Source organism: Rhizobium sp. P1_E1 (assembly GCF_056406015.1).
The window spans coordinates 12,422-37,132 of the sequence record NZ_JBFUAY010000004.1 but is presented as its reverse complement, the minus strand read 5'-3'; the positions used below and the strand labels follow the sequence as shown (position 1 = coordinate 37,132).

The window sequence follows — 24,711 nt, the reverse complement described above, 5'->3', positions numbered from 1 at the left end:
TAAGGGTTCAGCCCGCAATCTGCAGATTGACGGCTTTCGGGCCCTTGCCGCGGCGATCCGGCTCCGTGTCGAAGCTTACCTTCTGGTTTTCCGTCAGACCGGCCAGGCCGGAGGCCTGAACGGCAGAAATGTGAACGAAGATATCGGCGCCGCCCCGGTCCGGCTTGATGAAGCCGAAGCCTTTGTCGGTATTGAAGAATTTTACAGTGCCAGTCTCTGCCATGCCTCAGGTCCTTTTCTCTCTGCCCGCCATCCACACGGGCAGCATCATAGCATTGCCTCCTTGCGGGGAGGTGTTGGCAGGCAATTCTTGAAATGTGAGAAAAAGGTCCCCTCTACCTCGGCCTGTTCCAGGCAGGACTTTCGCCCGCCATTTTCGGAACCGGCTGACCGGAATATTAGCGTTCCCGGCGCGCAAATACTTAAGGACTTCCCATGCTCGCAAAATGCCCGAACGCGCTGAGAGTGCTGCGTTTAAAGGATTTTGGCAAGCAAAAGTTTTTTAACGTGTCGCTCCGGGCACACCCCTGCCGACATCCAATTTGCGAAAAAACGCAAAATTTCCTTCGCTGATAGGGAATGATTAACGTTTTATATCGTCTGCAATATAAGTTCCGAGCAGATTTTCCCAAAAATGCAACGTGAACGCGTCTCTCGCGGCAAATGAATTTTTTTTCCGATGCGTGACTCACCCATATTTGGACGCGTGTTCACGCGGCTGGCAAGCGCCGGCGGGTCAGTCCCGGCACGAGTTCGACTACAAGCATAGCGATAAACATTAGCGCGCAACCTGCATAGCCTGTTACCGGCATCGTCTCGCCGAGCAGCAGGGCAGCGAGTGAGGCGCCAAAGAGTGCTTCGGAAGAAAGGAAGATCGCGGCCTGCGAGGGCGTCGTGTAGCGCTGGCCGATCACCTGCAGGACGAAAGCGACGCCCGAGGAGAAGATACCGACATAAAGGATCTCCGGCGCCGCGGCCCAGATCGCCGAAAGGCTGACCGGTTCGACAGCTACGGCAACGGCCAGCCCACAGACTGCAGTGACGGCGAATTGCACCGCGGAGAGCGCGAGCGGCCTTCCGGTCTCCGAAACGGTCGTGCCGGCAAGGGTGATCTGGATCGCCCAGAAGACGGCGCAGACGACGGTCAGCAGATCACCTGGGGTCAGTGCCGAGAGATGGCCGCCGGACAGAAGATAGATGCCGGTGACCGCCATCAGCGCGCCCGGCCAGATGACCCAATGCGGGGCACGGCGCAGGAAGAACACGGCGATCAGCGGCACGAAGACCACATAGAGGCCGGTGATGAAGCTGGAATTCGTCACCGTCGTCGTCTGCAGGCCGACCTGTTGCGTGGCCGCGCCGCCGAAAAGGGCAAGGCCGATCAGGATATAGAGCTTCGCATGGCGTGCGCTGGTCTTCTCCTTTGCCTTGCGCGCTTCGAAAAGGACGAAGGGCAGCACGGCCAGCGTGGCGACGGCAAAACGCAGGCCGATGAACCAGAAAGGGCCGATCGCCTTCATCGCCGTCGACTGCGCGACGAAGCCGCCGCCCCAGATGGCGGCTGCAAGCAATAGGAGGAGGTTCGCCTGAACGCGCGTCATGTCGTCCTCGATGGGGAAGGGAGATGTGCGCAAGCGGTTAGCAGTTGCGTTTCCTTTCGGCAAGGGTGAAGACTTCGTGCCGGTTGACGGAGGTGAAGGCATGCGAGGCGAAGAACGGAAGCCGGCCGGCGACGTGGCCGCGCCGAGGGCGGCAGGCTATTCCGGCACGCCGCTCGTCAGGAAACTCGGCCTTGCACAGGGGCAGTCAGCCGCTCTTCTCGGCATTCCCGAAACGATCGGCGACATCAATGGTTTCGACGGTTTTGCCTCGGTCGTTCGGGCGCTTCCGGAGACGCCCGCACGCGTATTCGACTATGTGCATCTCTTTACGACCGAACGGGCCGTGCTAGAGCGGACCGCGCCTGCGCTCCTGCCTGTTCTGGTGCCGAATGGCATGGTCTGGATCTCCTGGCCTAAGAAGAGCTCGAGGGTGCCGACTGATATCACCGAGGACGTGCTGCGGGAGGTTCTGCTTCCGATGGGCCTCGTCGACATCAAGGTCTGCGCCGTCGACGAAATCTGGTCCGGGTTGAAATTCGTCATCCGCAAGGAACTGCGCGGCGCGTTGTGACGTCTCAGCCGTTGCGGGCCTGCGCTCTGGAGATCCTGAGCAGCGCGCCGTTGTCCTCGTCCGTCACCATCAGCAGGGCGCCGTCGGGTGCGACGACGACGTCGCGGATGCGGCCGTATTCGCCCTCGAACAGACGTTCTTCGGTGACGAAGGCGCCGCCGTCGTCGCGCTGCATGCGCGAGAGCAGTTGGAACTTCAGCGCCGCGACGATGAAATTGCCGTCCCATTCCGGGAACATGGCGCCGCGATAGACGACGAGCGCGCCGGGTGCGATCGAAGGATCCCAATAGTGCAGCGGCTGTTCCAGCCCTTCCTTGGCCGTGCCTTCGCCGATCTCGGCACCCGAATAATCGCGGCCATAGGTGATAATAGGCCAGCCATAATTCTTGCCGGCCTCGGGCTGGTTGATCTCGTCGCCGCCGCGCGCGCCGTGCTCGACGGTATAGAGCTTGCCGTCCTTGGCGTCGAAGGTGATGCCCTGCGGGTTGCGGTGGCCTTTCGACCAGATTTCCGGCAGCGCCTTGCCGCCGTCTTTGAACGGATTGTCGGCAGGGATGCTGCCGTCGGCATTGATATGGATGATCGAGCCGGCATCGTMCTGCCAATCTTGCGAGCGGTCGCGGTCGCCGCGGTCGCCGACGCTGATGAACAGCGAACCGTCACGGGCAATCGCGATGCGCGAGCCGTACTGGATATTGCCTGACGTGAAGCGCTGCATGGTGAAAACAGGCGTCACGGCGTGAAGCGTCTTTTCGTCATTTGAAAGCGTGGCGCTGAAGGCTTCGGTGCCGGAGCCCCGGCTGTTGGCGATGGCGGCGGTGAAATAGAGCTTGCGGCTCGTCGCAAAGTCCGGTGCGAGCGCCACGTCCATCAGGCCACCCTGGCCACGGGCGCTGACCTTAGGCACGCCGCCGATCGGGTCGGAGAGCTTGCCGTCGCGGACGATGCGCATGCGGCCCGGCCGCTCGGTGACGAGATAGGCGCCGTCGGGCATGACCTCGACCGCCCAGGGATGTTGGAGGCCGTCGGCGAGCTTGTCTACACGGACCGCGAGATCCTGCGTGTTGATGGTGTCGGCCGCATCCGCCGACACGGTGCCGAACAGAACCAGCGCTGCGGCGAAATGGAAGGCGGACATTCTCTTCATCGTGCATCCCCGTCGTCTCTCAGGCTGAACGTGGAGCGGGCAGGGGAGGGCTTCAACCCTCATTCGACCTGCAATAACGGCTTTGTGTTTACCGGTTGAACTGATCCCGTTGTCCAGATTCAAAAGAGGTAGAGCGTCCTTTGTGCGTCCAAGAGGACGCACGGCGCTCTAGCCATCGACCAATTCCGCCTCGAGGATGTAGCGCAACGGCCCGCGTTCCGTCGCGTCGAAGGGCCAGCAGGTGGTCAGCACCAGGCGGCGGCCATCGGAGGTGGAATCGATGCCGCTTGCATCCCACGGGGCGATGCGGCCCTCGCCGGCCTTGAAGGTCAACAGTTTGCCGTCGCGGCGCGTGACTTCAATCGTATCGCCGGGCCTTATATATTGCAGCCAGCGGAAATGCGTGTCGCGATGGGCAGCAATCACGGAGGTGCCTTCCTCTCCGGGCTGTGGCGTGTTGACGAGCCAGGCCGGACCGAAGGCGAGAGCTTCGCCGGAGGCGCCGGAGAGCACGATCGCCTCCTTGCCGAGGCGCGGGGCGCGTACCTTGGCCTCCGTGGTGAAATCCGCCCAGGGCCAGGGTTTTGTTTCTTCGCCCCGCAATTCGGCGGCGAAGGCGCGTTTCAGCAGAACCTGGGAAAGCTCCGCCTTCGCCTTCAGCAGGAAGCCGTCGCCGATCAGCGCCAAGCCATAGAGGGCAAGGCCGGCGATGGCAAAGGCGATTGCTTTTTCGATCGAGGAAAGACGCCAGAGGAAGAAACCCTTCTTCTGGCGCATCTTCGGTCGGTCATAGGCCGTGGCGGCGGCCATGGCGAGTTCCAGATAGGTCGGAAGCGGCTCGAATTCGGCCACTTCCTCATTCTGGCTTGCAGAGAGCCTAGAGACCATTTCGTTTGGCTCCGACGGCAATAATGCCCTTGAGGCGCCGCCGCCAGACGGCCAGCCCGCTTGCCGCCATCAGCGCGAGGAGCAACATGGTCAGCCCCCGGATGATCTGCTCGTCGGCGCGCGTCGCCGTCTGCGGCAGGTTCACGGTCGTGCTTTTTTGCGCGATCATGGTGGCGGCCTTGGCGGTCGGGGCTGCAGCCATCATGTTTGCGATCTCAGGCGATGCGATGAGTTTCTGTGTTTCGGCCTCAGCCTGCTCCGGTCCGGCGCTTCCCGTAGGCGTAGCCGAGCCATGGCGCTCTGCGTCGTCACGAGGGACAGGGTTTTCGCCGAGGACCTTATCAAAGTCCCAACCTTCCGGCAGGTTGAGCGGCAGCTTGGTCGAGCCGAGCGGCTGATCGACCGGGCGAGACGGGGTGACGTCGACGGCAACCAGGCTGGTGACGCGGGAGACGAGGTGATGGGCGAGCGCGACGGTCTCGATATCCTTGTCGAGCGCGGCCGGATCCTGACGTTCATAGGCGCGCGCCTCGAAATCGTCGATCTTGCGCCGCGCCCAGAGCTTGGAAATGCCGTTGCCGTTGGCGGCATTGGCGATATTCATCTCGACGCGCCAGGGCTGCTCGCCTGTCTTGCCGAAGATCTGCAGCTTGCCGGCGGGCTTATCGTCAGGCAGTCGCGCGGTCAGCACGACAGGCTCGCCGCTATAGAGGTCCGGCATCGGGTTTGGCGTGATATCCTCGGCAGCGATGCCTTCGAAGGTTGCGGCGATATCGGTCATGGCTGGGTTCTGCAGCTTGGCGAAAAGCTCGCCCATGCGGCTCGCCACCTGATCGGTCGAGCCGATCGCCGTAAAGGTGCCGCGGCCGACTTCGGCGGCCTTGGTCATGAAATAGGTGTTCGGCGCCGAGCCGATGCCGACGGTGAAGACGCGGGCATCGCCGCGGTTTGCGGTGATCTCCTGGAAAAGCTGCTGTTCGTTGCCGATCGCGCCATCCGTCAGGAACACGACCTGGCGCAGCGCTCCGGTTGCGACCGGTCCCTGGTTACGCAGCGCAGCCTGCAAGGCAGGTAGCATTTCCGTGCCGCCGTCGGCAGTCAGGCCTCTGACATAGGCAATCGCCTTTTCGCGATTGTCAGGGGTGGCAGTGACGAGACCCTTGAAATAATCGGTCATCGTATCGTCGAAACGGATGACGTTGAAGCGGTCGTCGGCGTTCAGCTTGGAGATCGCAAGCGCCAGGCTCTGCCTTGCCTGCTCGATCGACGGGCCGGACATGGAGCCGGAATTGTCGATGACGAAGACCACCTCGCGTTTCGCCGGCGGCGCTGCCGTATCGGGGGCAGTGGGCGGGGTGACGAAGGCGAGCAGATAGGTCTTACCATCAATCACTTCGCGGAAGAGGCCGGCACTCGGCATCTTGCCGGGGGCGGCCTTCCAGGTGAGCTCGAAATCCTTGTCGGCGGGAACGGAGTCCGCCTTCAGGCTGATCGTTCTCGCCTGGTCGCCGTCCTGGCTGATATCGACCGCGTGGAAGGAGGATTTGACGTCGCCGAGCGGGAAACCGGCCTTGAGATCGACGGTCAGCGAAACCGGATTGATCCTGGCGTTCTCACGCGGGTCAAGCACGGTGGCTTCGATCTTGTCGCGGTTTTCCACCGGGTCGCGCGGTGTGGCAAAACCGGCGCCGTTGTTGAACTCGACGGTCTGGACGATCGGCGCCGGATTGTAGCGCGGGGCGACGACCATCGGGACGCGCAGCGAGAACTCGCCGCCCGATTGGTGGATCATCTGCTGATACTCGATCTGGACGACGATGGTTTCGCCGGGACCGATATTGGCGACCTGGTTGGTGAAGATGTTCGGCCGCTGCTGTTCGAGCAACGCCGTCTTCTTGCCCTCGGCCTTGGCCTGCTCGTAGATCTCGCGGGCTTCCTGGCGCGGCTTGATCTGGCCTTCGATGAAGCGTTCGCCGATCTGCATTTTCAGGGTGTCGACGGCGGAATTATCCGGCAGCGGAAAGACGTAGGTGCCCTCGACCCAACCCTGGCTCGGATTCTGGAAGCGTTGCGTCACCTTCACCCTGGCGATCGGGCCGGAGACATCGATGGCGACATCACTCTTCAGCCGCGGCGCTTCGACATAGAAGCCCGGCTCCTTCGACGGAAAGAGCAGCGAGCCGCTGCGGACGTCGTTCGGCCGGACAAGTGCTGCGAGCTCAGCGGATGCCTGCGGCGTCTCGGCCGCGCGGGCGGCGGAGGCAAGTCCCAGCACCGCGGTGATGCAGGCCGCAAAGATAGTGAATGCAACAAGGACTGAAACGGAAATTCGGCGCGCGCGAATGCGCCCTATGGCAAACTCATCTTCCAGAAACATTGGCATACCCTCAATAACCAATTTCGGATGCCGGATGATGCGGCTTCGATCTCGGCGCGCTCGCGACCGAATTGCGGCGCGGCGCGGCATTTGTTGCGGCTTATTCGTGGCGATGGCCAAATTCGGCGATGCCACTGATTTCAGGGAATAAATCCGGATGACGTCAGAGATTGATTCAAGATCTGCGCATGGCGTTTCGACCAGGTGACGCAAGCCTCTCCCAAGGGCGCGGCATGCCGGGCTGATGGTGCGGCGAACCGATCAATAAGAATCATGCCACCATGACGCCTTTCCGCTTGAAATGCCGCCATACATTGGACATAGAGCTAACCGCAGAACTCCGGTCCCGGCTTTCTGCCCGTTTCAACCATTAGGACCGTTATCATGGCTTTCCTTGCCGATGCTCTTTCCCGTGTGAAGCCTTCAGCCACCATCGCCGTCTCCCAGAAAGCGCGCGAGCTGAAAGCAAAAGGACGTGACGTCATTGGCCTCGGCGCCGGTGAGCCGGATTTCGATACGCCCGATAATATCAAGAAGGCGGCCATCGACGCGATCAACCGCGGCGAAACGAAGTACACGCCGGTTTCCGGTATCCCGGAATTGCGCAAGGCGATCGCCGCCAAGTTCAAGCGCGAGAACGGCCTCGACTATTCCTGGGAGCAGACCATCGTCGGCACCGGCGGCAAGCAGATCCTTTTCAACGCCTTCATGGCAACGCTGAACCCCGGCGACGAAGTCGTCATTCCGGCGCCTTACTGGGTTTCCTATCCTGAGATGGTGGCACTGTGCGGCGGCACGCCGGTTTTCGTTTCTGCCACCCAGGAGCATAACTTCAAGCTTCAGGCGGCCGATCTCGAAAAGGCGATCACGCCGAAGACCAAGTGGTTCATCTTCAACTCGCCGTCCAACCCGACGGGGGCCGCCTATACGCATGACGAGCTGAAGGCGCTGACGGATGTGCTGATGAAGAATCCGCAGGTCTGGGTGCTGACCGACGACATGTACGAGCACCTGACCTATGGCGACTTCAAGTTCGTTACGCCTGTGGAAGTCGAGCCGCAGCTTTACGACCGCACGCTGACGATGAACGGCGTCTCCAAGGCCTATGCGATGACCGGCTGGCGTATCGGCTATGCGGCCGGCCCAATCCAGCTCATCAAGGCCATGGACATGATCCAGGGTCAGCAGACCTCGGGTGCGACGTCGATCGCCCAGTGGGCGGCTGTCGAAGCGCTGAACGGCACGCAGGACTTCATCCCCGAGAACAAGAAGATCTTCGAAGGCCGCCGCGATCTCGTCGTTTCGATGCTGAATCAGGCCAAGGGTATTGTCTGCCCGGTGCCGGAGGGCGCCTTCTATGTCTATCCCTCGTGCAAGGGTCTGATTGGCAAGACCGCGCCCTCCGGCAAGGTCATCGAGACGGACGAGGATTTCGTCTCTGAACTTCTGGAATCGGAAGGCGTTGCCGTTGTTCACGGTTCGGCCTTCGGCCTCGGCCCGAACTTCCGTATCTCCTATGCGACTTCGGAAGAGCAGCTCGAGGAAGCCTGCCGCCGCATCCAGCGCTTCTGCGGCGCCTGCAAGTAAGCGGGTTTTCAAAAACACCGATCGAAGGCCTGCCGGCGACGGCGGGCCTTTTTGTTTGCGGCGACGTTGGGCTGGCGCTGCGATTATCGCTCACATCCCGATTCAACATGCTGCGGAGTTGATTCCGCTTTGCCTCTCAAGTCGTTGAAATCCGATTCAAAACGTGACGGCAGAGTGACGGTCCGGCGGGTGATCTGCGGTTGCGGGTTGCCATCAAACCAACTAGATATCCGGCATCAAGTTTAAGTGCCGCTTCGGGAGGCCGGGATTTTGCAGCAGAGTGCCGTGATCGTCTGTTCGGATGTCAACATGCTGCCTGCCGCCTGCTGCACCCTGCTTTCCGTCAAGCGCAATCTCTCAGGTCCTGCCGTGGAGTTCCTGCTTCTCGGCATCGACCTCAAGCCGAACGAGATCGCCGAGGTGGGAAATTTCGCGCGGCTGCATGACATGGCGATCAGGGTGCTGCCCTACAATACGCCGGATACGGCGCTGCAGGCGCGGGGCCGCTGGTCGGGCGCGACATTGGCGCGACTCTACATGGATCTGCATATACCCGATCATATCGAGCGCCTGCTCTATCTCGACGCCGATGTGCTGGCGGTTTCGCCGGTCGACGAACTCTTCACGAGAAATTTTCAAGGCAAAGCGCTGGCTGCGGTCGACGATTATGTCATGGCCTTTCCTGAAAAGGCCGGTGCCCGGCAGCGGAAGATCGGCATGCGCGAGGGCGGCCGCTATTTCAATGCCGGCGTGCTGCTGTTCGACTGGTCGGCCTGCCGGGAGAGGGAGCTTTTTGCGAGGACACGGGAGATCTTCGAGGAGCGGTCGCATCTTTTCGAGAATAACGACCAGGATGCGCTGAATGTCATCTTCGACGGCGACTGGCTGGTGCTCGGTCCGCGCTGGAACACGCAGACGGGCCTGCTGCCCTTCGTCGACCGGCCGGCGATCCTTCATTTCACCGGCCGGAAAAAGCCGTGGCAGGCCACCGTGCCCTGGGTGCACCGGCGGATGGCCAAGCACTATATCGAGGATCTCAGCAACACACCGTGGGCCTCTTTCTGCGGGCAGCCGTCAATGGCGGGTCGAGTTGCGGGTTTCTTCTCGCATTTGGGAAAGCGCATCGGCGGGCTGACGCGGCTGGCACGAACGCGCGCCTATTTCAGCAACAGCTAGTAAGGCGGGCAGAGCGCATCGTCCTTGGAAAGTGCATGTGAGCCGGTATGGAAGCAATCCCCAGTGATACGCAGAGTGCCGCCGCCGCAGATGGCGGCTTCAACGTCCTGATGCCGGAGGCGTGGAAGGCGTTGCTGTCCCCCTATTCCCACGTCGTGCTGGTGGCAAACAGCGAGGCGGTCGATTTCGGACGGCTGCGAAGCGAATTGCCGGAGACAGCGCTCTACGTGTTCTTCAACAATGTTTATAAGGTGCTCGACGAACCCTTCGCCGGCCATGCGGTGCTGATTGCCCGCAGCGGCGTGATGGGCGCCAATATCGTTCACCGGCGCGAGGTGGTGGATGTCCTGCGTTTCTTTGCCGGCGACGATTTTCTGGGCGTCGTCAACATTCGCGTCTCCCCGGAGGAGAACTTCAGTGACGCGAGCGGCTTCAAGGGCGCCAGAACCCGCCATCTCGATCTGACGCAAGTGCTCGGCGACCTCTATCCGACAGGCAAAATCGCGACGAGCGGCTTTGCGATGGCGCTTTGGCTTGCCGAGTTGCAACTGCCGGGCAAGATCCTGCTCGCCGGCTTTTCGGCCAAGAGGAGCGAGAAGTGGAAGGTCTTCGACGTGCACGACTGGACGTTCGAGCAGATCTTCCTGCGTCTCTTTGCCAGGATGGGCACGATCTCGATGATGGGCGGCGTGGACGCCGGCCCCTATGCGGCACTCGCCAAACGCTTCCCACAGGTGCCGCCGATCGAGATCGCGATGACTGCGGCTGAAGTTCTGTCGGAACGGCTCCACAATGCGAACGGCCAGATCGACAGGCTGATGTCCGTCACCAAATCGATCCGCGCCATTGAGGGTTTCTTCCGGCGCTTCAAGCCGAAAACCCGCAAGCAGCGTTTCCTCGAAAAGTCGAAGGAATGACTGTCGAAAGCCCTCCCCAAAGGCGAGGCTGTCGAGAAAGCTGTCTTTGAGCTAACGTTCCGCGCGCGGATGGCTGCTCTCCATTCCCCTGTCGGGGAGAAGGGGAGCCCTCAAAGTCCCAGCGCCGTCAGCATGACGAAGGTGGCGAAGAGGATGAAATGCGTCATGCCCTCGATGGCGTTGGTCTCGCCGTCGTTGAGGTTGATCGCGGCGGCAATCAGCGTGATCGCCACCATCACCGTCTGCACCGGGGTCATCGCCATGATGAAGGGCTGGCCAGTATAGAGCGCGATCGCCTCCATGACGGGCACCGTCAGGATGACCGTCGACAGCGAGGCGCCCATGGCGATGTTGACCGTCGCCTGCATGCGGTTCCTGAGTGCCGCCCTTAATGCGGTCAGGATCTCGGGGGCCGCCGAAATCGCTGCGACGACGACGGCGGTCACGGCGATCGGCGCGCCGCTGTCGCGCAGGCCTTCGGTCATGAAGGCCGCCATGAACTCCGCCAGCAGGCCGATGATGACGACGCCGACGAGAATGGTGGCGATCGAGATTGCAGTCGACTCGTCGGCGCCATGCTCGTCCGGAGTTTCTTTCTTCCGTTCGGAGCGCGGGTAGCTGTAGCTGAAGAAATAGCTGTGCTGGCCAACCTGCATGCGCAGGAAGAGGCCGTAGAGCGCGATCATCGCGACGATGGTGAAGGCGGAATAATAGTGCCATTTGTCGCTCGGCACGAATTCCGGCACGATCATCGAGATGCCCATGGCGGTGAGGATCATCACGCCGTAGGTCTTGCCGGAATTGTCGTTATAGGGCTGTTCACCGTGCTTGAGGCCGCCGAGCAGGGCGGCAAGGCCGAGAATGCCGTTGATATCGAGCATCAGGGCCGAGTAGATCGTGTCGCGCACCAGCGTCGGCGAACTCTCGCCGCCCATCATGATGGCGAGGATGATGACTTCGACGGCAACAGCCGAGAGCGTCAGGATCATCGTGCCATAGGGATCACCGACCTTGACGGCGAGCAGTTCGGCATGATGGGCGACGCGGATCGAGGCGAGCACGATGGTGCCGACCAGGACGACGGCTGCGATCAGCGCGACCCCGCGCCCCATCCCAATCACGGCGTGTTCCAAGAGATAGGCGATCGCTGCAACGACAAGTGCGGCGACCAGAAACTTTTCTTCTTTAAAGCGTGACGCGATCCTCAAGCCTCACCTCCTGTCCAGATTCACGCATTTTTATCTAAGTCGCTGATTTCGCCTATCAAGCGAGCTCCGGTCGAGTGCCATTTGCAGTCTTCGGCGTTTAATGGAATACTGAACGTCATCGGGGCCGGAAAGCAGATCGCGGCGTCCTCGAATTCTCGTCAAGCGGCCGCGATGATCCGGATCCTGTCCGGAAGCGTGCGAATGCGCAACAAGAAGATGAGGAGACGGATGCATGATCAAGGTGGTCTACGAAGTCGTGCCACATGACGGCGGCTGGGCCTACAGGCTGGGAGGTGTCTATTCCGAGGCATTCCCGACCCATGCCGAGGCGCTCGAAGCTGCGCGCATCGTCGCGGCCGAACAGCAGGTCGGCGGCGATTCCGCCGAGATCAGTTGGCAGGACGAGAACGGCAAATGGCATGAGGAATATGCCGAGGGCGGCGACCGGCCGGAAACCGAAGTGGTGGACGGTCTGTGGAAGGACCGTACGGCCGAGGCCTCGCAAGGCATTTGAAGCTAAGCATCGCCCGTCAATGCCCGCGCGACGATCGCATCGACGAATTCGCGCTTATGCGCAGTGTAGCGGTCGCCGTCCATCCTGAATTCGGCTGCCAGCCTGCGTTTGAGCGCGGTATAATCGGCCGCCGCTTGCGGATGCGCGATGAGATAATCCCGGAAAGCCAGCCTGTTTCGATGCGTGCCGTTGCCGGAAGGGCAAAGGTAGACCCGTTCCGCCGGCACTGAACCTCTCGATAGAAAAGCCCAAACCTCGTCGTCATAGCGGTTGCCGCGTGGCTCGTAGCCTTCTACCAGGAGCACGCGTGTGGCGCCCTCGATATGCCCGAGGTCGGGAAGAACAATGTCGATATCGATAAGCGGCTTGGCTGTCATGCCCGGTATGGACGTGCTGCCGATGTGATCGATGGAGAGCGCCTGCGGCAGCAAGGTCAGCAGCCTGTTGCGGATGCGCTGGAAGGCTTGCGGCCATTGCGGATCGTGAGGCACGAGTTCAACCGGGCTGTGCGTTATCATTTTCATCCCGCTGTGGTGCTCGACGCGTTAAGGAGGCTCTATCGCTTCGAAATTTGCGCATGATTCTTTGCGAAAATCGATTCTGATTTTCGCGATTATGCGCTGGTCGAATATCGGTGATAGTCCTGAAGTCCCTTGACCAATACATCAAAGGTAGCGCGGCAGCGCGGCGAAGACTTCAGGCTCTCATGCATCGCCACCCACGTGCCGAGCGGAATGCTGAAGGCATCAGGCAGGATGTGAACAAGGTCTGGATTTTCACGCGCGAGCCCTGTCTGGCAGATGCCGATGCCAACGCCTGCACGGATCGCCGAAAGTTGGGCAAGGTTACTGTCGGAGCGGAAGGAGAACTCGATGCCAGGCACCGCATAACGTTTCATCACCATGCGGACATAGGCCGTCTGCCGGTCGAAGCCGATGAGCCGGTGGTTTGCGAGGTCAGCCAGGGTCTGCGGAATGCCGTATCGTTCGAGATAGCGGCGATGGGCGTGAAAGCCGAGCGGGATATCGCCGATTCGGCGCACGACGAGTGCGTCCTGCTGCGGTTCGGCCATGCGCACGGCAATATCGGCTTCGCGGTTCACCAGGTCCTCGATCGTATCGGAAGCCGAGAGCTCGATTTGAAGTTCCGGATAAGTCTCCTGCAGCGGTCCGAGAATCGCAGGCAGTACTTCGACGGCGATGACCTCGCTGGCGCTGACCCTGACCGTTCCCGTCACGCAATCGCGCTGGCCGGATGCTGTGCGCAAAAGGGCGGCGGTGGTTGCCGCCAGCGTTTCGGCATAGGGCTTGAGCGCCAGTGCGGCGTCGGTCGGCAGCAGGCCGTTCGGTGAGCGGGTGAAGAGTTCGGCGCCGATCGCCAGTTCCAGGGCGTCGACATGGCGGCCTATGGTCGGTTGAGTCAGCCCCAGTTCGCGGGCGGCGGCTGACAGCGACCCTTGCTGGAGCACGGTCAGGAAACTGCGGTAGAAATCCCAGCTTGGTTCGACGCTCATATATTTTTGTATAGCAGATGCATTTATTTCGTCAATTTCGTTTATTCCCTTCTGGGGGCATGATCCTCTCATCCGATCGAAGGAGATGATTGTCATGAGCAGCAAAATGAAGACGACGGCCCTCATTCTCGGCGCCACAGGCGGTATCGGCGGCGCGGTTGCCCGCAAGCTGCTTGCGCGCGGCTGGCGCATCCGGGCGCTGAACCGTGACGCCGCCAAAGCGTCGAGGAACGAGCCGGCTTTCGAATGGGTGCAGGGCGATGCGATGAATGCCGGCGACGTCCTGAGGGCGGCTGAAGGCGTCGGCCTGATCGTCCATGCTGTCAATCCGCCCGGTTATCGCGACTGGGAAACGCTGGTGCTGCCGATGCTCGACAATACCATCGCCGCTGCTCGCGTAGTCGGCGTGCGCGTCGTGCTGCCGGGCAACGTCTATAATTTTGGTCCCGATGCCCAGCCGGCGCCGACGGAAGAAAGCCCACAGAATCCGGTGACGAAGAAGGGGGCGATCCGCGTCGAAATGGAGAAGCGGCTGAAGGCGGCGTCGCAGTCCGGCGCCGGCGCCATCATCGTCAGGGGAGGGGATTTCTTCGGTCCAGGCACGACGGCCAATAGCTGGTTTTCGTCCGGCCTCGTGACCCCAGGCAAGCCGGTCGGCACGATCAGGAACCCGGCACGGCGTGGCATCGGCCATCAATGGGCCTACCTGCCCGACATGGCAGAAACCATTGCCCAACTCGTCGAGCGGGCCGATCGACTGCCGCCTTTCGCCGTCTATCACATGGAGGGCTTCTGGGATGCGGACGGCATGCAGATGGCCGAAGCGATCAAGCGCGTCGTCGGCGGTAGGGCGAAGATCGGCAACTTCCCTTGGTGGATCGTGCCGCTGACCGCTCCTTTCGTTCCCGTGATGCGGGAGATCAAGGAGATGCGCTATCTCTGGAAGGTGCCGGTGCGGATGCGGAATACCAGGCTTACGGCCGAACTCGGCAAGGAGCCGCAGACGCCGATCGACGAGGCGGTCAGGGCTTCGCTCGTGGCGCTTGGCTGCCTGCCCGAACCGCACCGTCAAGCCGCGGCCGCCCTTATCGGGCACCCGTCGCAGAACGCGGGTTAGCTCTCGAGTTCGGCCAGCGCGATCCGGGCGACCGTCAGGGCTGTCTCTGCCTGCTGAATATTCGGATCGCCGAGGAACCAGGCGGCGGAAAGACCGGAATAGGCGGCGATCCATCGCAGCAGCCGCTTCGGCTCCAGTTTCGCCTCTGCTGAGACGATGGCGAGCTGGCGGCGGAAACGGGCGGGATCGGTGATCGTTGGCAGTTCCTCGTTGGCGAAGATATTGGCGAAATCGAAGCCGCGTTCGCCATGGAGCCGCTTCGGATCGATTGCCAGCCAGCCGCGTGCCTCGAAATCGAGGATATTGTCGTGGTGGATGTCGCCGTGGAGGATGGTGACTTCACGCTGATCGGCAAGGAGGGTGTTGGCGATCGCCGAGCAATCGGTAAGCGTGCCGCCATGCTTGCCTGCTGCCGGCTCCAGATCGYGGAACCAGCGGGTGAGGGGTATGGGATCGGGAAGCGGTTTTTCGCGCGGCGCATGCAGCCGTGCCGCTGTCCGGCAGAGGATGCGGCTTGCCTCGTCGTCCTCGCCGTTCATCGCCATGGCAAGCAATGAGCGTTTTCCCGTCGCCCTTTCCAGCAGCACGGCGTCGCCCTCATGGGCGTAGACATAGGCTGCGCCGTCGCCGTCCCACCATTGCATCAATAGCGCGCCATAACGTTCGTCGATATCGGCCGCCACTTTCAGCATGGCTGGCCTGCCCTGCCAGCGGACCGGCAGCAGGCGGCTGGAATGGGTGATGATGGGTTCACCGTCTGATATCAGCGACCAGCGATCAAGATGGGGACTAAACATGGTGCAACTTACTGAGAGGTCGTGAAAATGGGAATCCCGCCTTTCGGCGGGATTCCCATTCGCGTGTGAAAGGTTCAGGCGACTTTTTCGAGGACGGGATAGTCAATATAGCCCTTGCCGGTGCCGCCGTAAAAGGTCGACTGGTCGGGCGTGTTGAGCGGCAGATTGTGTACCAGGCGCTCGACGAGATCGGGATTGGCAATGAAAGGCTTGCCGAAGGCGACGAGATCGGCGCGGCCGCTTGCGACGGCGTCGATCGCCAGATCGCGATCATAGCCATTGTTGACCATCCAGTCGGCCTTGCCGCCAGCCTTTTCGTAAGTCTGGCGCAGTCCCTTGTAATCGAAGGCGGGATTGTCGCCCTGCTTATAGTCCCGTTCGCCGCCGGTCTGGCCTTCGATGACATGGATATAGGCCAGGTCGTGTTTGGCCAGTCCCTCGACGACATGGGTGAAGGTCGCCTGCGGGTTGGAATCGTAGCTTTCGCCGGACGGCGTCACCGGTGAGATGCGGATCGCCGTGCGGCCGGCGCCGATTTCCTTCACCACGGCATCGACGACTTCGAAAGTCAGGCGGGTGCGGTTTTCGATCGAGCCGCCATATGCATCAGTACGGTCATTGACGCCGTCGCGGATGAACTGGTCGAGCAGGTAACCGTTGGCGCCGTGGATCTCGACACCGTCAAAGCCGGCGTCGATCGCCGCCCGTGCGGCCTTGCGGTAATCCTCGATGATGCCGGGGATTTCKGCGGTTTCGAGCGCGCGTGGTTCGGAGGTGTCGGCAAAGCTGCCGGTGCCGTCGGCATTGACCAGATAGGTCTTGGCCTTGGCGACACGATTGGTCGATGAAACCGGCTTGCCGTCGTTCGGCTGCAATGTCGTGTGCGAGATGCGGCCGACATGCCACATCTGGACGACGATCTTGCCGCCTGATGCATGGACCGCGTCGGTGACGCGCTTCCAGCCGTCGAGAGCCTCTTTGGTGTAGAGACCAGGCACGTTGGCATAACCCTGGCCCTGATGGGTGATCGCGGTTGCTTCGGTGATGATCAGGCCTGATGTGGCGCGCTGGCGGTAATATTCGACGTTGAGGTCGTTGGGAATTGCGCCCGGCGATCGGTTGCGGGTGAGTGGCGCCATGACGATGCGGTTCTTGACTGATATGTCGCCGACTTTCGTGGGTTCGAAAAGCTTGGCCATGATGGTCCTTTCTTTTGCGGGAGGATCACTCGGCAGGGGCGAGGGCGGCCCGGCCCCTGGCGGAGAGATAGGTGAGTGCCGTCGCGCCGAGGCCTATCAGGGCCATCAAGGCTGCGGCGAGCGGAACGCGGGTGAGATCGAAACCGGCGTCGATGACCACGCCGCCCACCCAAGCGCCGAGCGCATTGCCGGTGTTGAAGGCGCCGATGTTGATCGTCGAGACGAGATTCGGAGCGTCTTTGCCGAAGCCGACGACGCCGACCTGAAGCGCCGGCACGGCGGCAAAGCTTGCCATCGCCCAGAGGAAGAGGGTGATTTCAGCCGGGATGAAGAAGCGACTCGTATAGCTGAAGGCGATCGAGGTCGTGGCGATCGCGGCGAAGACGCCGGCAAGCGTCGCGCCGAGCCGCCAGTCGGCAAGCTTGCCGCCGACGAGGTTGCCGATGGTCAGTCCAAGGCCGATCAGAAACAGCGTCCAGGTGACGCCTTCCGGCGAAACGCCGGTGACGTCGCGCAGCAGCGGCGCAATATAGGTGAAGAGAGCGAACATAGAGGCGGCGAAGAAGACGGTGGTGGAGAGTGCCAGCCACAGGCGGCCATTCCTGAGGGCTGCGATCTCACGCAGGATGCTGCCGTTCTTTTGCTGCTTATCCCTGGGCAGGATGGCGATCAGGCCTGATATGGTGACGATACCGATGACGGTGACAACGCCGAAGGTGGCGCGCCAGCCATAGGCCTGGCCGATCGCGGTGCCGAGCGGCACGCCAAGAACATTGGCAAGTGTCAGGCCGGTGAACATCAGCGCGACGGCGCGGGCCTTGCGATCCTCGGCGACGAGGCCGGCGGCAACCACCGAGCCGATGCCGAAGAAGGCGCCATGGCAGAGTGCCGTAACGACTCGGGCGATCATCAGCACCCAATAATCGCTCGCCAGAGCGCAAAGCAGGTTGCCGGCGATGAAGAATGCCATCAGCGCAATCAGGGCGGTACGGCGCTTCAGCTTCGCAGTCGAAACGGCCATCACAGGGGCGCCGATCGCGACCGCCAGGGCATAACCGGTGACCAGCCACCCGGCCTGCGGGATGCTGACCGAGAGATCGGCAGCCACCTCCGGCAACAGACCCATGATGACGAATTCGGTGGTGCCTATCGCAAACGAGCTCAAGGCGAGGACGAGGAGGGCGAGGGGCATTCTAAAGATCCTGCGTCAGTTGCTTGAGGAAGGCGGCGATCGTTTCTTCGTTGCGCTTGTAAAAGATCCACTGGCCGACGCGTTTGGTGGTGACGAGGTCGGCGCGATGCAGCGTGCCGAGATGGGCCGAAACGGTCGACTGCGACAGGCCGCAGCGCTCGAACTGGCTGGCGCAGACGCCCATTTCGAAAGGATGCTCCTGCGAGGGGAAGTGTTCCTCGGGGTTTTTCAGCCAGCTCAGAATGTCCATCCGGGTGGGATGGGCGAGGGCCTTGATAATTTCGTCTTTGTCCATCGTCATTCGCCGAACTATAAATCGTGTTTAATCGATATAATGATCGGCAGGTTTCGATATGCAAATCACGGAGGCGTGAGGCCGTGGTTTTTAGTGAGTGCGCAAATTTTGGGCAAAAAAAGAGGGCCACCGGAAAACCAGGGCCCTTGTAATTGTGAAGGTCAAAAACCTCCAGAGGGGAACAGCTAATGCGGTGGTACTGGGAGAGAAACCACAAGATGCATCAGCTCAGAGAGATATGGTGCTTCCTTGAGCAGGTTTCAATGCTTTTTTGTGCATGTCTGCTATGCGCCGCACAATTTTTTTGCGGTGCGGCATTTATCGAGGAAGTAAGGGCAAAAAAAGAGGGCCACTGGAAAACCAGGGCCCTTATAAGTGTGAAGGTCAAAAACCTCCAGAGGGGAACAGCTAATGCGGTGGAACTGGGAGGAAAAGCCACCATGTGCATCAGCTATGTGCGATATGGTGGTTTATTGGGCAAACGGCAACCCTCATTTGTGCATGCCAGTCATGCACGTTCTGCATAGTCGACGATTCATCAATAAAACCGGGCTCAAAAGTTCCAGTTTCTGGCCTTGCTGACGATAAAATCGCGGAAGGCTTTCAGCTTGGCGGCGTTCTTGATCTCGTCTGGATAGCAGAAATAGGTGTCGAAGGAGGGGACGTCGGCATTGATCGCCAGCTGAATCAGGCCGGGGTCGCGACCGACGATGTAATCCGGCAGGCAGGCGACGCCGATTCCGAGCAGGGCGGCGCGCTTGATCGAGGTCTGGCTGTTGATCTGCAGATGCGGGATGCGCTTGTTGTCGGAGGAGCGGCCGGCGACCTCAAGCCAATTGACGTCGAGCAGGTAACTCGGCGCCGGCTCACCGAAGGTGATGATGCGGTGATTGTCGAGATCCTCGACCTTCTGCGGCTCGCCGTGGCGGTTGATGTAGGACGGGGCCGCATAGACGTGCATGTGCACGGTGAAGAGCTTGCGCTGGATGAGGTCGGATTGCTGCGGCTGGCGCAGGCGGATCGCGCAGTCGGCATGACGCATGTTCACATCCACTTCCTCGTTGTCGAGGATCAGCTGGATCTGCACATCGGGATAAAGCTGCAGGAACTCCTGGATCTTGTCGGTCAGCCAGCCCTGGCCGAGACCGACCGTCGTCGTGACGCGCAGCTTGCCGGATGGCGTCTCGGTCGTCTCGGTGAGCTGCATCTTCACGGTTTCGAGCTTCAGCAGCACGTCATGGGCGGTGCGGTAAAGCAGTTCGCCCTGTTCCGTCAGAATCAGGCCGCGTGCATGGCGGTGAAACAGCTTGGTGCCGACATCCTGCTCCAGCGCGCTGACCTGGCGACTGATGGCGGATTGGGACAGATGCAGTTTATCCGCCGCATGCGTGAACGAACCCGCCTCGGCAGCTGCGTGAAAAATACGCAGCTTGTCCCAATCCAATGGCATTCCCCCACCCCTCATGCCGATCTTACTCCGCGGCCACGGCGACGGGCATGTGGCCCGTCAGATATCGCTCGGCTTCAAGTGCAGCCATGCACCCCAGGCCGGCGGCAGTGATCGCCTGGCGGAACGTATCATCCGTCACGTCGCCCGCGGCATAGACCCCGTCCAGGCTGGTCGCGGTCGAATCCGGCGCGGTCCAGAGATAGCCATTGTCCTTCAGCTTCAGCTTTTCCTTGAAGAGTTCGGTTGCCGGCGCATGGCCGATCGCGACGAAGACGCCATCGATCACCATGTCGGTGATCGTGCCGGTTCTGACGTCACGCAGGCGCGCGCCGGATACGGATTGCGGCATTGGCGGCTTGGCCGGTGTGCCTGTTATTTCGGCCACTTCGGTATTCCACAGCACCTTGACATTCTCCTTGGAGAACAGGCGTTCCTGCAGGATCTTCTCGGCTCGGAAGAAGTCGCGCCGGTGCACTAATGTAACCGACTTGGCGATGTTGGAGAGATAGAGCGCCTCCTCGACGGCGCTGTTGCCGCCGCCAACCACGATCACGTCCTTGTTGCGATAGAAGAAACCGTCGCACGTGGCGCAAGCCGAAACGCCGAAGCCCTGGAAATGCTGCTCGCTCTCGATGCCGAGCCATTTGGCCTTGGCACCGGTGGCAATGATCAGCGTATCGGCGGTCCAGACCTGGCCGCTGTCGGTGCGGGCGACGAACGGACGCTGATTCATGTCGACTTCGGTCACGAGGTCGTTGACGATTTCGGCGCCGACATGTTTTGCCTGCTGCAGCATTTGTTCCATCAGCCAGGGACCCTGGATCGGATCGGCAAAGCCCGGATAGTTCTCGACATCAGTGGTGATCATCAGCTGTCCGCCCTGTTCGAGACCGGCGATCAAAACCGGTTTCAGCATGGCGCGCGCGGCATAGACCGCGGCAGTATAGCCTGCGGGTCCGGAACCGATGATGAGCACCTTGGTGTGGCGGGCGGGCATGTCATTTCCTTTCGACTGGCAGGAGGGCGGCGGCTAAGTGGCGATTGCGGCCGTTTCGCGGTCCATGCGCCATTTATGAACGTCCAATGCTTTTATTCAAGGGCAGCCTTGCGTTACCAACAAGGCAAATCGCCCAGATGTGCAAGAATCCGTCATCGGCGTGAAACTTTCTTGCGTATTCCGCGGCTTTATATAGAAGCTCCCCGCGGAGAATTAAAGAAAGGCAATGATGTGGGGCGTGCGGAACTCGACGTCATCGATATAAAGATCCTCCGGGAACTGCAGGCCGATGGCCGCATGACCAATGTGGAGCTCGCCGATCGCGTCGGCATCTCGGCGCCGCCTTGCCTGCGCCGTGTGCGCAAGCTCGAGGAAGCCGGCATCATCGAGGGCTACCACGCGATGCTGAACAGCCCGAAGCTCGGCTTCGACCTCGTCGCTTTCTGCATGGTCGGCCTCAAGCACCAGTCGGAAGGCAATCTCAAGGCCTTCGCCGCTGCCACCGCCGAATGGCCGCTGGTGCGCCAGGCCTGGATGGTCTCGGGCGACAGCGATTTCCTGCTGCATTGCGTGGCGGAGAACCTCACCCGCTTTCAGGATTTCGTCATCGAGGTGCTGACGGCGAACGAACATGTCGATACCGTGCGCACCATGCTGACGATCCGGCAGGTGAAGAAGCTGGGACTGGTCGAAGTCTAAAACGACCTTGGCAGGTTAATCGTCGTCACGGATTACTTGCGCGAGCTATAGCCGCCCCGGTTGATGCCGTGGCGCTGAAGTTTGTCATAAAACGTCTTTCTCGGAATGCCGAGCGCCTCGATGGTGCGGCGCACGTCGCCGTCATTGGCTGACAGCGTGTCGCGGATGATCTCCGCCTCGTAGCGTTCCAGCCGTTCGGGGAGTGTCGCACCCGTCGGCTGAGGAGGGACCGCTGCCGCTCCGCCGCCTTCCACGCCAAGCACCACGCGTTCGGCATAATGCGAGAGCTCGCGGACATTGCCTGGCCATGTGTGCGAGGCCAGATGTCGCCGTACATCAGGTGAAAGCGGCGGGACATCGCGACGGAAGCGCTCCGCGGCGCGAGCGGCGAAGTGGGAAAACAGAAGCGGAATATCGTCCCGCCGTTCTCTCAGCGGCGGAATGGAGATCGTCACGACATTCAGCCTGTAATAGAGATCCTCGCGAAAATCGCCGCGAACCGCGGGATCCCCGAGGTCGATCTTGGCAGCCGCGACGACGCGAAGATTGACGGGGCGCACCTCATTGGTGCCGAGCGGCGTGATTTCGCGCATCTCCAGCACCCTCAGCATCTTGACCTGCGTAGCGGCCGGCATGCTTTCGATCTCGTCGAGGAACAGCGTGCCGCCGCTTGCATGTTCGATGCGGCCCGTGCGGCGCTTCTGGGCGCCGGTAAAGGCGCCGGCCTCGTGGCCGAACAGCTCGCTTTCGATGACGGTTTCGGGCAGGGCGCCGCAGTTCAGCGCCACAAAATTGCCCTTCCGGCGGTGGCTCCATTGATGCAGGATCTGGGCGACCACTTCCTTACCGCTGCCCGTTTCGCCGGCGACGAGCACATCCACATCGGTATCGGCGATGTGGCGAAGAATGTTTCTGAGGTTTTCCATCACAGGCGTCTGGCCGATCAGCGGCAAATTCTCCTGCGCATCTTCGGCTGCTTTGCGCAGCATGCGGTTCTCCAGAACAAGCCGACGCTTTTCGCTTGCGCGACGCACGCTCTGCACGAGCCGATCGGCTGCGAAGGGCTTGGCGATGAAATCATAGGCGCCGTCCTGGATCGCCTGAACGGCCATGGGAATATCGCCGTGGCCGGTCATCAGGATCACCGGCAGGTCGACGTCCATCCCTTGCAGCGTGGCGAAGAACTGCAGTCCGTCGATCTCGGGCATGCGGATATCGGTGACGACGGGGCCGGCAAAGTCCGCCGGCAGGTCCGCCAGCGCGGCTTTCGCACCGTCGTAGGCGGAAACGGAAAATCCGGCGAGTTCGAGCGTCTGCGCGGTGGCACGGCGCAGATCCTTGTCGTCGTCGATCAGCGCAACGGGCATCAGTGTGTCCATGACCTCAAGCCTTCCTCAGCTGAACGATGAACCGGGTACCACCGCTGTCGCTTGCAACGTCCATCCGGCCGCCGTAGTCGCCGACGATATCCTTGGAGATGACGAGGCCAAGGCCGAGACCGCTTTCCTTCGAGGTATTGAACGGCGTGAACAAGCCTTTACGGATTTCCGGGGGAATGCCGGGGCCGTTGTCGGCGACTGTCACCGTTACCATCCCCGCGTCAGTTGATGTTCTGATCTCGACGCGACCCTCTCCGGCCTTCGGCGCCACCGCCTCCAGGGCGTTCTGAAGCAGGTTGATGAGGACCTGCTCGAGACGAATCCGGTTTCCCATCACCTGCAGTTCGTCGGGCGGCAGGTCGATGTCGAGCGTGTCCATGCGGCCGGCAAACCGGCTGCGCAACAGCATCACCGCGCCCTCGATGACGTCCTTCAATCCTGTTGGTTCGGCGCTGCCGCGGCCCTTGCGGGCAAAGGTCTTCAGCTCCTCGGTGATCGAACCTATGCGCTCCGTCAGCGCCGCAATGCTTTCGAGATTTTCGCCGGCAGGCGCAGTCTGGCCGCGATCGAGGAAGGTGCGGGCGTTATCCGCATAGGCACGGATGGTCGCCACCGGCTGGTTGATCTCATGAGCGACGCCGGCGGCCACCTGGCCCAGGATGGCCAGCCGATTGGCCTGCACCAGATCCTGCTGCACCGCCTGCAGCTTTTGCTCGGTGCTCTTGTGGCCGATGATTTCAGCCTGCAGCCGGTCCCGCGCCTGGCTGAGATCCAGCGTCCGCTCGACTACCCGCCGTTCCAGTTCCTCTCGTGCTTGCTGTTCGCTCGAGATCCGCAGGGCGATCGTATGGCGGCGGCGCAAGAGGAAGGCTGCTCCGGCCAGCAGTGGCAAGAGTATGAGCAATGCCAGCATGCGGGCTTCGCGAATCCCCGCATCGACGGACGGCCCCAGCGCCACCAGATGCTGCAAATGCCATCCGGTCGCCGGCACCGACGTTGCGACATCGAGAAACCTGGTTTTCCCGGCATCGCCGGGCATGACGATCTCGACGACATCGAGCCCTTCGCCGAGGTTTCGGACCATGTCGAGGGGCAGGGGTTGAAGTGGCGCAGCGCCGAATTGGAGGCTTTCGCGGATCGCTGTCAGCCGGTCTTCGGCGATCCGGCCGATCGTCATGAACCGCCATGATGGAAGACTGGTGATGAGGACAATGCCACGCTCGTCAACGACGTAGGACGGGGTGCCGGAGGCGTTCCAATCCGCCTCGACGTCGTCGAATTCGACCTTGACCACGACGACACCCAGCAAGCCATTGCTGCCCGAAATCCGCTGCGAGATATAAAGACCCGGTTTCTTGCTGACCGTGCCGAGCGCGAAGTGCTCGGCCTGTCCTCGTTCGACCGCCCCCTGAAAATACTCCCGGAAGCGGTAGTCATTGCCGACGAAGCTCGTCGGCTCGCGCCAGTTGCTGGCCGAAACCGCGATGCCGTCCTTGTCGATGACATAGATGACGGCGGCCTTCGTGCCCGCCGCCAGCATTTCCAGCTTCTGACTGAGCCGCTCGAACGTGCCGGCATCGTTTCCCACCAGCGCCGCGGCGAGCGCGGTGTCCTGCGACAGCACGAAGGGAAGCGCCCGGTATTTTTCGAGGACCGTGCGCAGCAACGCCGCATTCAGCGTCACATCCATGCGGGCCTGCTCCTCGAGGGCAGCCTCCGCCCGGTGCTGGCCGATCTCGCCGCTGGTCCAAAGGCTTGCGACGACGGCGAGGAAGGCGAGCGCGGCATAGGCCCACCACATCCGGCGGATGCGGTGTTGCAGGGGCAGGGAAGGCCACAATTTCTGCGACACGGACATGGCGGATTTGTGCATTGTTCTGCACGAAACGCAAATGGATTTGTGCGGATTTCCGCATTGATTAATGAGTTGTCAGCAGTCTCGTAAATTTTTCATTAATAAATTCAATCGGTTGGTTGGCGGCTTAAAACTGGCACGGCGATTGCGAAGGAGGTGGCAACAACGGCTGAGCTGTTGGACTTGAAGCGAACGGCTCGGGAGGCCGGAGTTCGTTCCGGACGAGCCACTA

24 protein-coding genes are annotated in these 24,711 nt (G+C 61.3%); 8 read left to right on the top strand and 16 right to left on the bottom strand.

From position 1 onward, the window contains the following. Nucleotides 1-7: 7 nt before the first annotated feature. On the bottom strand, nt 8-223 hold the full coding sequence (locus tag AC1D1Z_RS03230; RefSeq protein WP_003561293.1) for a cold-shock protein: 216 nt from the start codon (nt 221-223) through the stop codon (nt 8-10). Between the two features lie 487 nt (nt 224-710). Continuing rightward, nucleotides 711-1,601: a DMT family transporter gene (locus AC1D1Z_RS03225; protein WP_130652832.1), complete on the bottom strand. Its 891-nt coding sequence runs from the start codon at nt 1,599-1,601 to the stop codon at nt 711-713. A gap of 100 nt (nt 1,602-1,701) precedes the next feature. Here AC1D1Z_RS03225 and AC1D1Z_RS03220 point away from each other — a divergent pair, with 100 nt between their 5' ends. Then, nucleotides 1,702-2,172, top strand: coding sequence for a hypothetical protein (locus AC1D1Z_RS03220; protein WP_026230701.1), 471 nt, complete (start codon nt 1,702-1,704; stop codon nt 2,170-2,172). A 4-nt stretch (nt 2,173-2,176) separates the two neighbouring features. Here AC1D1Z_RS03220 and AC1D1Z_RS03215 read toward each other — a convergent pair whose 3' ends face one another. From AC1D1Z_RS03215 to AC1D1Z_RS03205, 3 genes are all read right to left on the bottom strand, one after another. After that, complete coding sequence (locus tag AC1D1Z_RS03215) at nt 2,177-3,319, bottom strand: PQQ-dependent sugar dehydrogenase (protein WP_477849486.1); 1,143 nt, start codon at nt 3,317-3,319, stop codon at nt 2,177-2,179. A 168-nt stretch (nt 3,320-3,487) separates the two neighbouring features. Then, nucleotides 3,488-4,207 carry a class GN sortase gene (locus AC1D1Z_RS03210; protein WP_130652830.1) on the bottom strand — a complete coding sequence of 240 codons (720 nt, stop codon included), beginning with the start codon at nt 4,205-4,207 and terminating at the stop codon, nt 3,488-3,490. Further along, on the bottom strand, nt 4,197-6,584 hold the full coding sequence (locus AC1D1Z_RS03205; protein WP_130652829.1) for a marine proteobacterial sortase target protein: 2,388 nt from the start codon (nt 6,582-6,584) through the stop codon (nt 4,197-4,199). Before AC1D1Z_RS03205 ends, AC1D1Z_RS03210 begins: the two co-directional genes overlap by 11 nt. Nucleotides 6,585-6,968: 384 nt before the next feature. Here AC1D1Z_RS03205 and AC1D1Z_RS03200 point away from each other — a divergent pair, with 384 nt between their 5' ends. The 3 genes from AC1D1Z_RS03200 (at nt 6,969) to AC1D1Z_RS03190 (ending at nt 10,264) form a co-directional block, all read left to right on the top strand. Next, on the top strand, nt 6,969-8,171 hold the full coding sequence (locus tag AC1D1Z_RS03200) for a pyridoxal phosphate-dependent aminotransferase (RefSeq protein WP_018243012.1): 1,203 nt from the start codon (nt 6,969-6,971) through the stop codon (nt 8,169-8,171). 270 nt (nt 8,172-8,441) lie between these two features. Further along, nucleotides 8,442-9,347, top strand: a complete 906-nt coding sequence (locus AC1D1Z_RS03195; protein ID WP_130652828.1) for a glycosyltransferase family 8 protein — start codon at nt 8,442-8,444, stop codon at nt 9,345-9,347. 47 nt (nt 9,348-9,394) lie between these two features. Continuing rightward, entirely contained in the window at nt 9,395-10,264 is an 870-nt protein-coding gene (locus AC1D1Z_RS03190) for a 3-deoxy-manno-octulosonate cytidylyltransferase (RefSeq protein ID WP_130652827.1), read from the top strand. Between the two features lie 110 nt (nt 10,265-10,374). Here the strand turns inward: AC1D1Z_RS03190 and AC1D1Z_RS03185 are convergent, their stop codons facing one another. Then, entirely contained in the window at nt 10,375-11,472 is a 1,098-nt protein-coding gene (locus AC1D1Z_RS03185) for a calcium:cation antiporter (protein ID WP_130652826.1), read from the bottom strand. 232 nt (nt 11,473-11,704) lie between these two features. Here AC1D1Z_RS03185 and AC1D1Z_RS03180 point away from each other — a divergent pair, with 232 nt between their 5' ends. Next, nucleotides 11,705-11,986, top strand: coding sequence for a DUF2188 domain-containing protein (locus tag AC1D1Z_RS03180; RefSeq protein ID WP_017965291.1), 282 nt, complete (start codon nt 11,705-11,707; stop codon nt 11,984-11,986). 2 nt (nt 11,987-11,988) lie between these two features. Here the strand turns inward: AC1D1Z_RS03180 and AC1D1Z_RS03175 are convergent, their stop codons facing one another. Together AC1D1Z_RS03175 and AC1D1Z_RS03170 are read right to left on the bottom strand one after the other, a co-directional pair. Then, nucleotides 11,989-12,504 (bottom strand): GrpB family protein, encoded by a 516-nt coding sequence (locus tag AC1D1Z_RS03175; RefSeq protein ID WP_130652825.1) that lies wholly within the window; start codon nt 12,502-12,504, stop codon nt 11,989-11,991. A gap of 95 nt (nt 12,505-12,599) precedes the next feature. Further along, on the bottom strand, nt 12,600-13,499 hold the full coding sequence (locus tag AC1D1Z_RS03170) for a LysR family transcriptional regulator (RefSeq protein WP_018243007.1): 900 nt from the start codon (nt 13,497-13,499) through the stop codon (nt 12,600-12,602). A 94-nt stretch (nt 13,500-13,593) separates the two neighbouring features. Between AC1D1Z_RS03170 and AC1D1Z_RS03165 the strand changes: the two genes are divergently transcribed. Further along, nucleotides 13,594-14,616, top strand: a complete 1,023-nt coding sequence (locus tag AC1D1Z_RS03165) for an NAD(P)H-binding protein (RefSeq protein WP_130652824.1) — start codon at nt 13,594-13,596, stop codon at nt 14,614-14,616. Here AC1D1Z_RS03165 and AC1D1Z_RS03160 read toward each other — a convergent pair. The 4 genes from AC1D1Z_RS03160 to AC1D1Z_RS03145 form a co-directional block, all read right to left on the bottom strand. Further along, complete coding sequence (locus AC1D1Z_RS03160; RefSeq protein ID WP_477849480.1) at nt 14,613-15,413, bottom strand: aminoglycoside phosphotransferase family protein; 801 nt, start codon at nt 15,411-15,413, stop codon at nt 14,613-14,615. The two genes, AC1D1Z_RS03165 and AC1D1Z_RS03160, sit on opposite strands and share 4 nt — an antisense overlap. Nucleotides 15,414-15,487: 74 nt before the next feature. Next, a complete protein-coding gene (locus tag AC1D1Z_RS03155; protein ID WP_018243004.1) occupies nt 15,488-16,612 on the bottom strand; it encodes an alkene reductase in 1,125 nt (374 codons plus the stop codon). A gap of 25 nt (nt 16,613-16,637) precedes the next feature. Further along, complete coding sequence (locus AC1D1Z_RS03150; RefSeq protein WP_130652823.1) at nt 16,638-17,804, bottom strand: MFS transporter; 1,167 nt, start codon at nt 17,802-17,804, stop codon at nt 16,638-16,640. 1 nt (nt 17,805) lies between these two features. Continuing rightward, complete coding sequence (locus tag AC1D1Z_RS03145) at nt 17,806-18,099, bottom strand: ArsR/SmtB family transcription factor (protein ID WP_018484589.1); 294 nt, start codon at nt 18,097-18,099, stop codon at nt 17,806-17,808. Nucleotides 18,100-18,317: 218 nt separating this feature from the next. On the opposite strand from AC1D1Z_RS03145, the gene AC1D1Z_RS03140 reads away from it, so the two are divergent. Further along, entirely contained in the window at nt 18,318-18,626 is a 309-nt protein-coding gene (locus AC1D1Z_RS03140; protein ID WP_130652822.1) for a hypothetical protein, read from the top strand. Nucleotides 18,627-18,652: 26 nt separating this feature from the next. On the opposite strand, the gene AC1D1Z_RS03135 is transcribed toward AC1D1Z_RS03140, so the two are convergent. Together AC1D1Z_RS03135 and trxB are read right to left on the bottom strand one after the other, a co-directional pair. Beyond that, nucleotides 18,653-19,549: a LysR family transcriptional regulator VtlR gene (locus AC1D1Z_RS03135; protein WP_018446649.1), complete on the bottom strand. Its 897-nt coding sequence runs from the start codon at nt 19,547-19,549 to the stop codon at nt 18,653-18,655. A gap of 22 nt (nt 19,550-19,571) precedes the next feature. Further along, entirely contained in the window at nt 19,572-20,546 is a 975-nt protein-coding gene (trxB, locus tag AC1D1Z_RS03130; protein ID WP_130652821.1) for a thioredoxin-disulfide reductase, read from the bottom strand. A 231-nt stretch (nt 20,547-20,777) separates the two neighbouring features. Between trxB and AC1D1Z_RS03125 the strand changes: the two genes are divergently transcribed. Then, entirely contained in the window at nt 20,778-21,245 is a 468-nt protein-coding gene (locus tag AC1D1Z_RS03125) for an Lrp/AsnC family transcriptional regulator (RefSeq protein WP_003541645.1), read from the top strand. Between the two features lie 32 nt (nt 21,246-21,277). Here the strand turns inward: AC1D1Z_RS03125 and AC1D1Z_RS03120 are convergent, their stop codons facing one another. Together AC1D1Z_RS03120 and AC1D1Z_RS03115 are read right to left on the bottom strand one after the other, a co-directional pair. Beyond that, complete coding sequence (locus AC1D1Z_RS03120; RefSeq protein ID WP_130652820.1) at nt 21,278-22,624, bottom strand: sigma-54-dependent transcriptional regulator; 1,347 nt, start codon at nt 22,622-22,624, stop codon at nt 21,278-21,280. Between the two features lie 4 nt (nt 22,625-22,628). Beyond that, nucleotides 22,629-24,497 carry an ATP-binding protein gene (locus tag AC1D1Z_RS03115; RefSeq protein ID WP_130652819.1) on the bottom strand — a complete coding sequence of 623 codons (1,869 nt, stop codon included), beginning with the start codon at nt 24,495-24,497 and terminating at the stop codon, nt 22,629-22,631. Between the last annotated feature and the right edge of the window lie 214 nt (nt 24,498-24,711).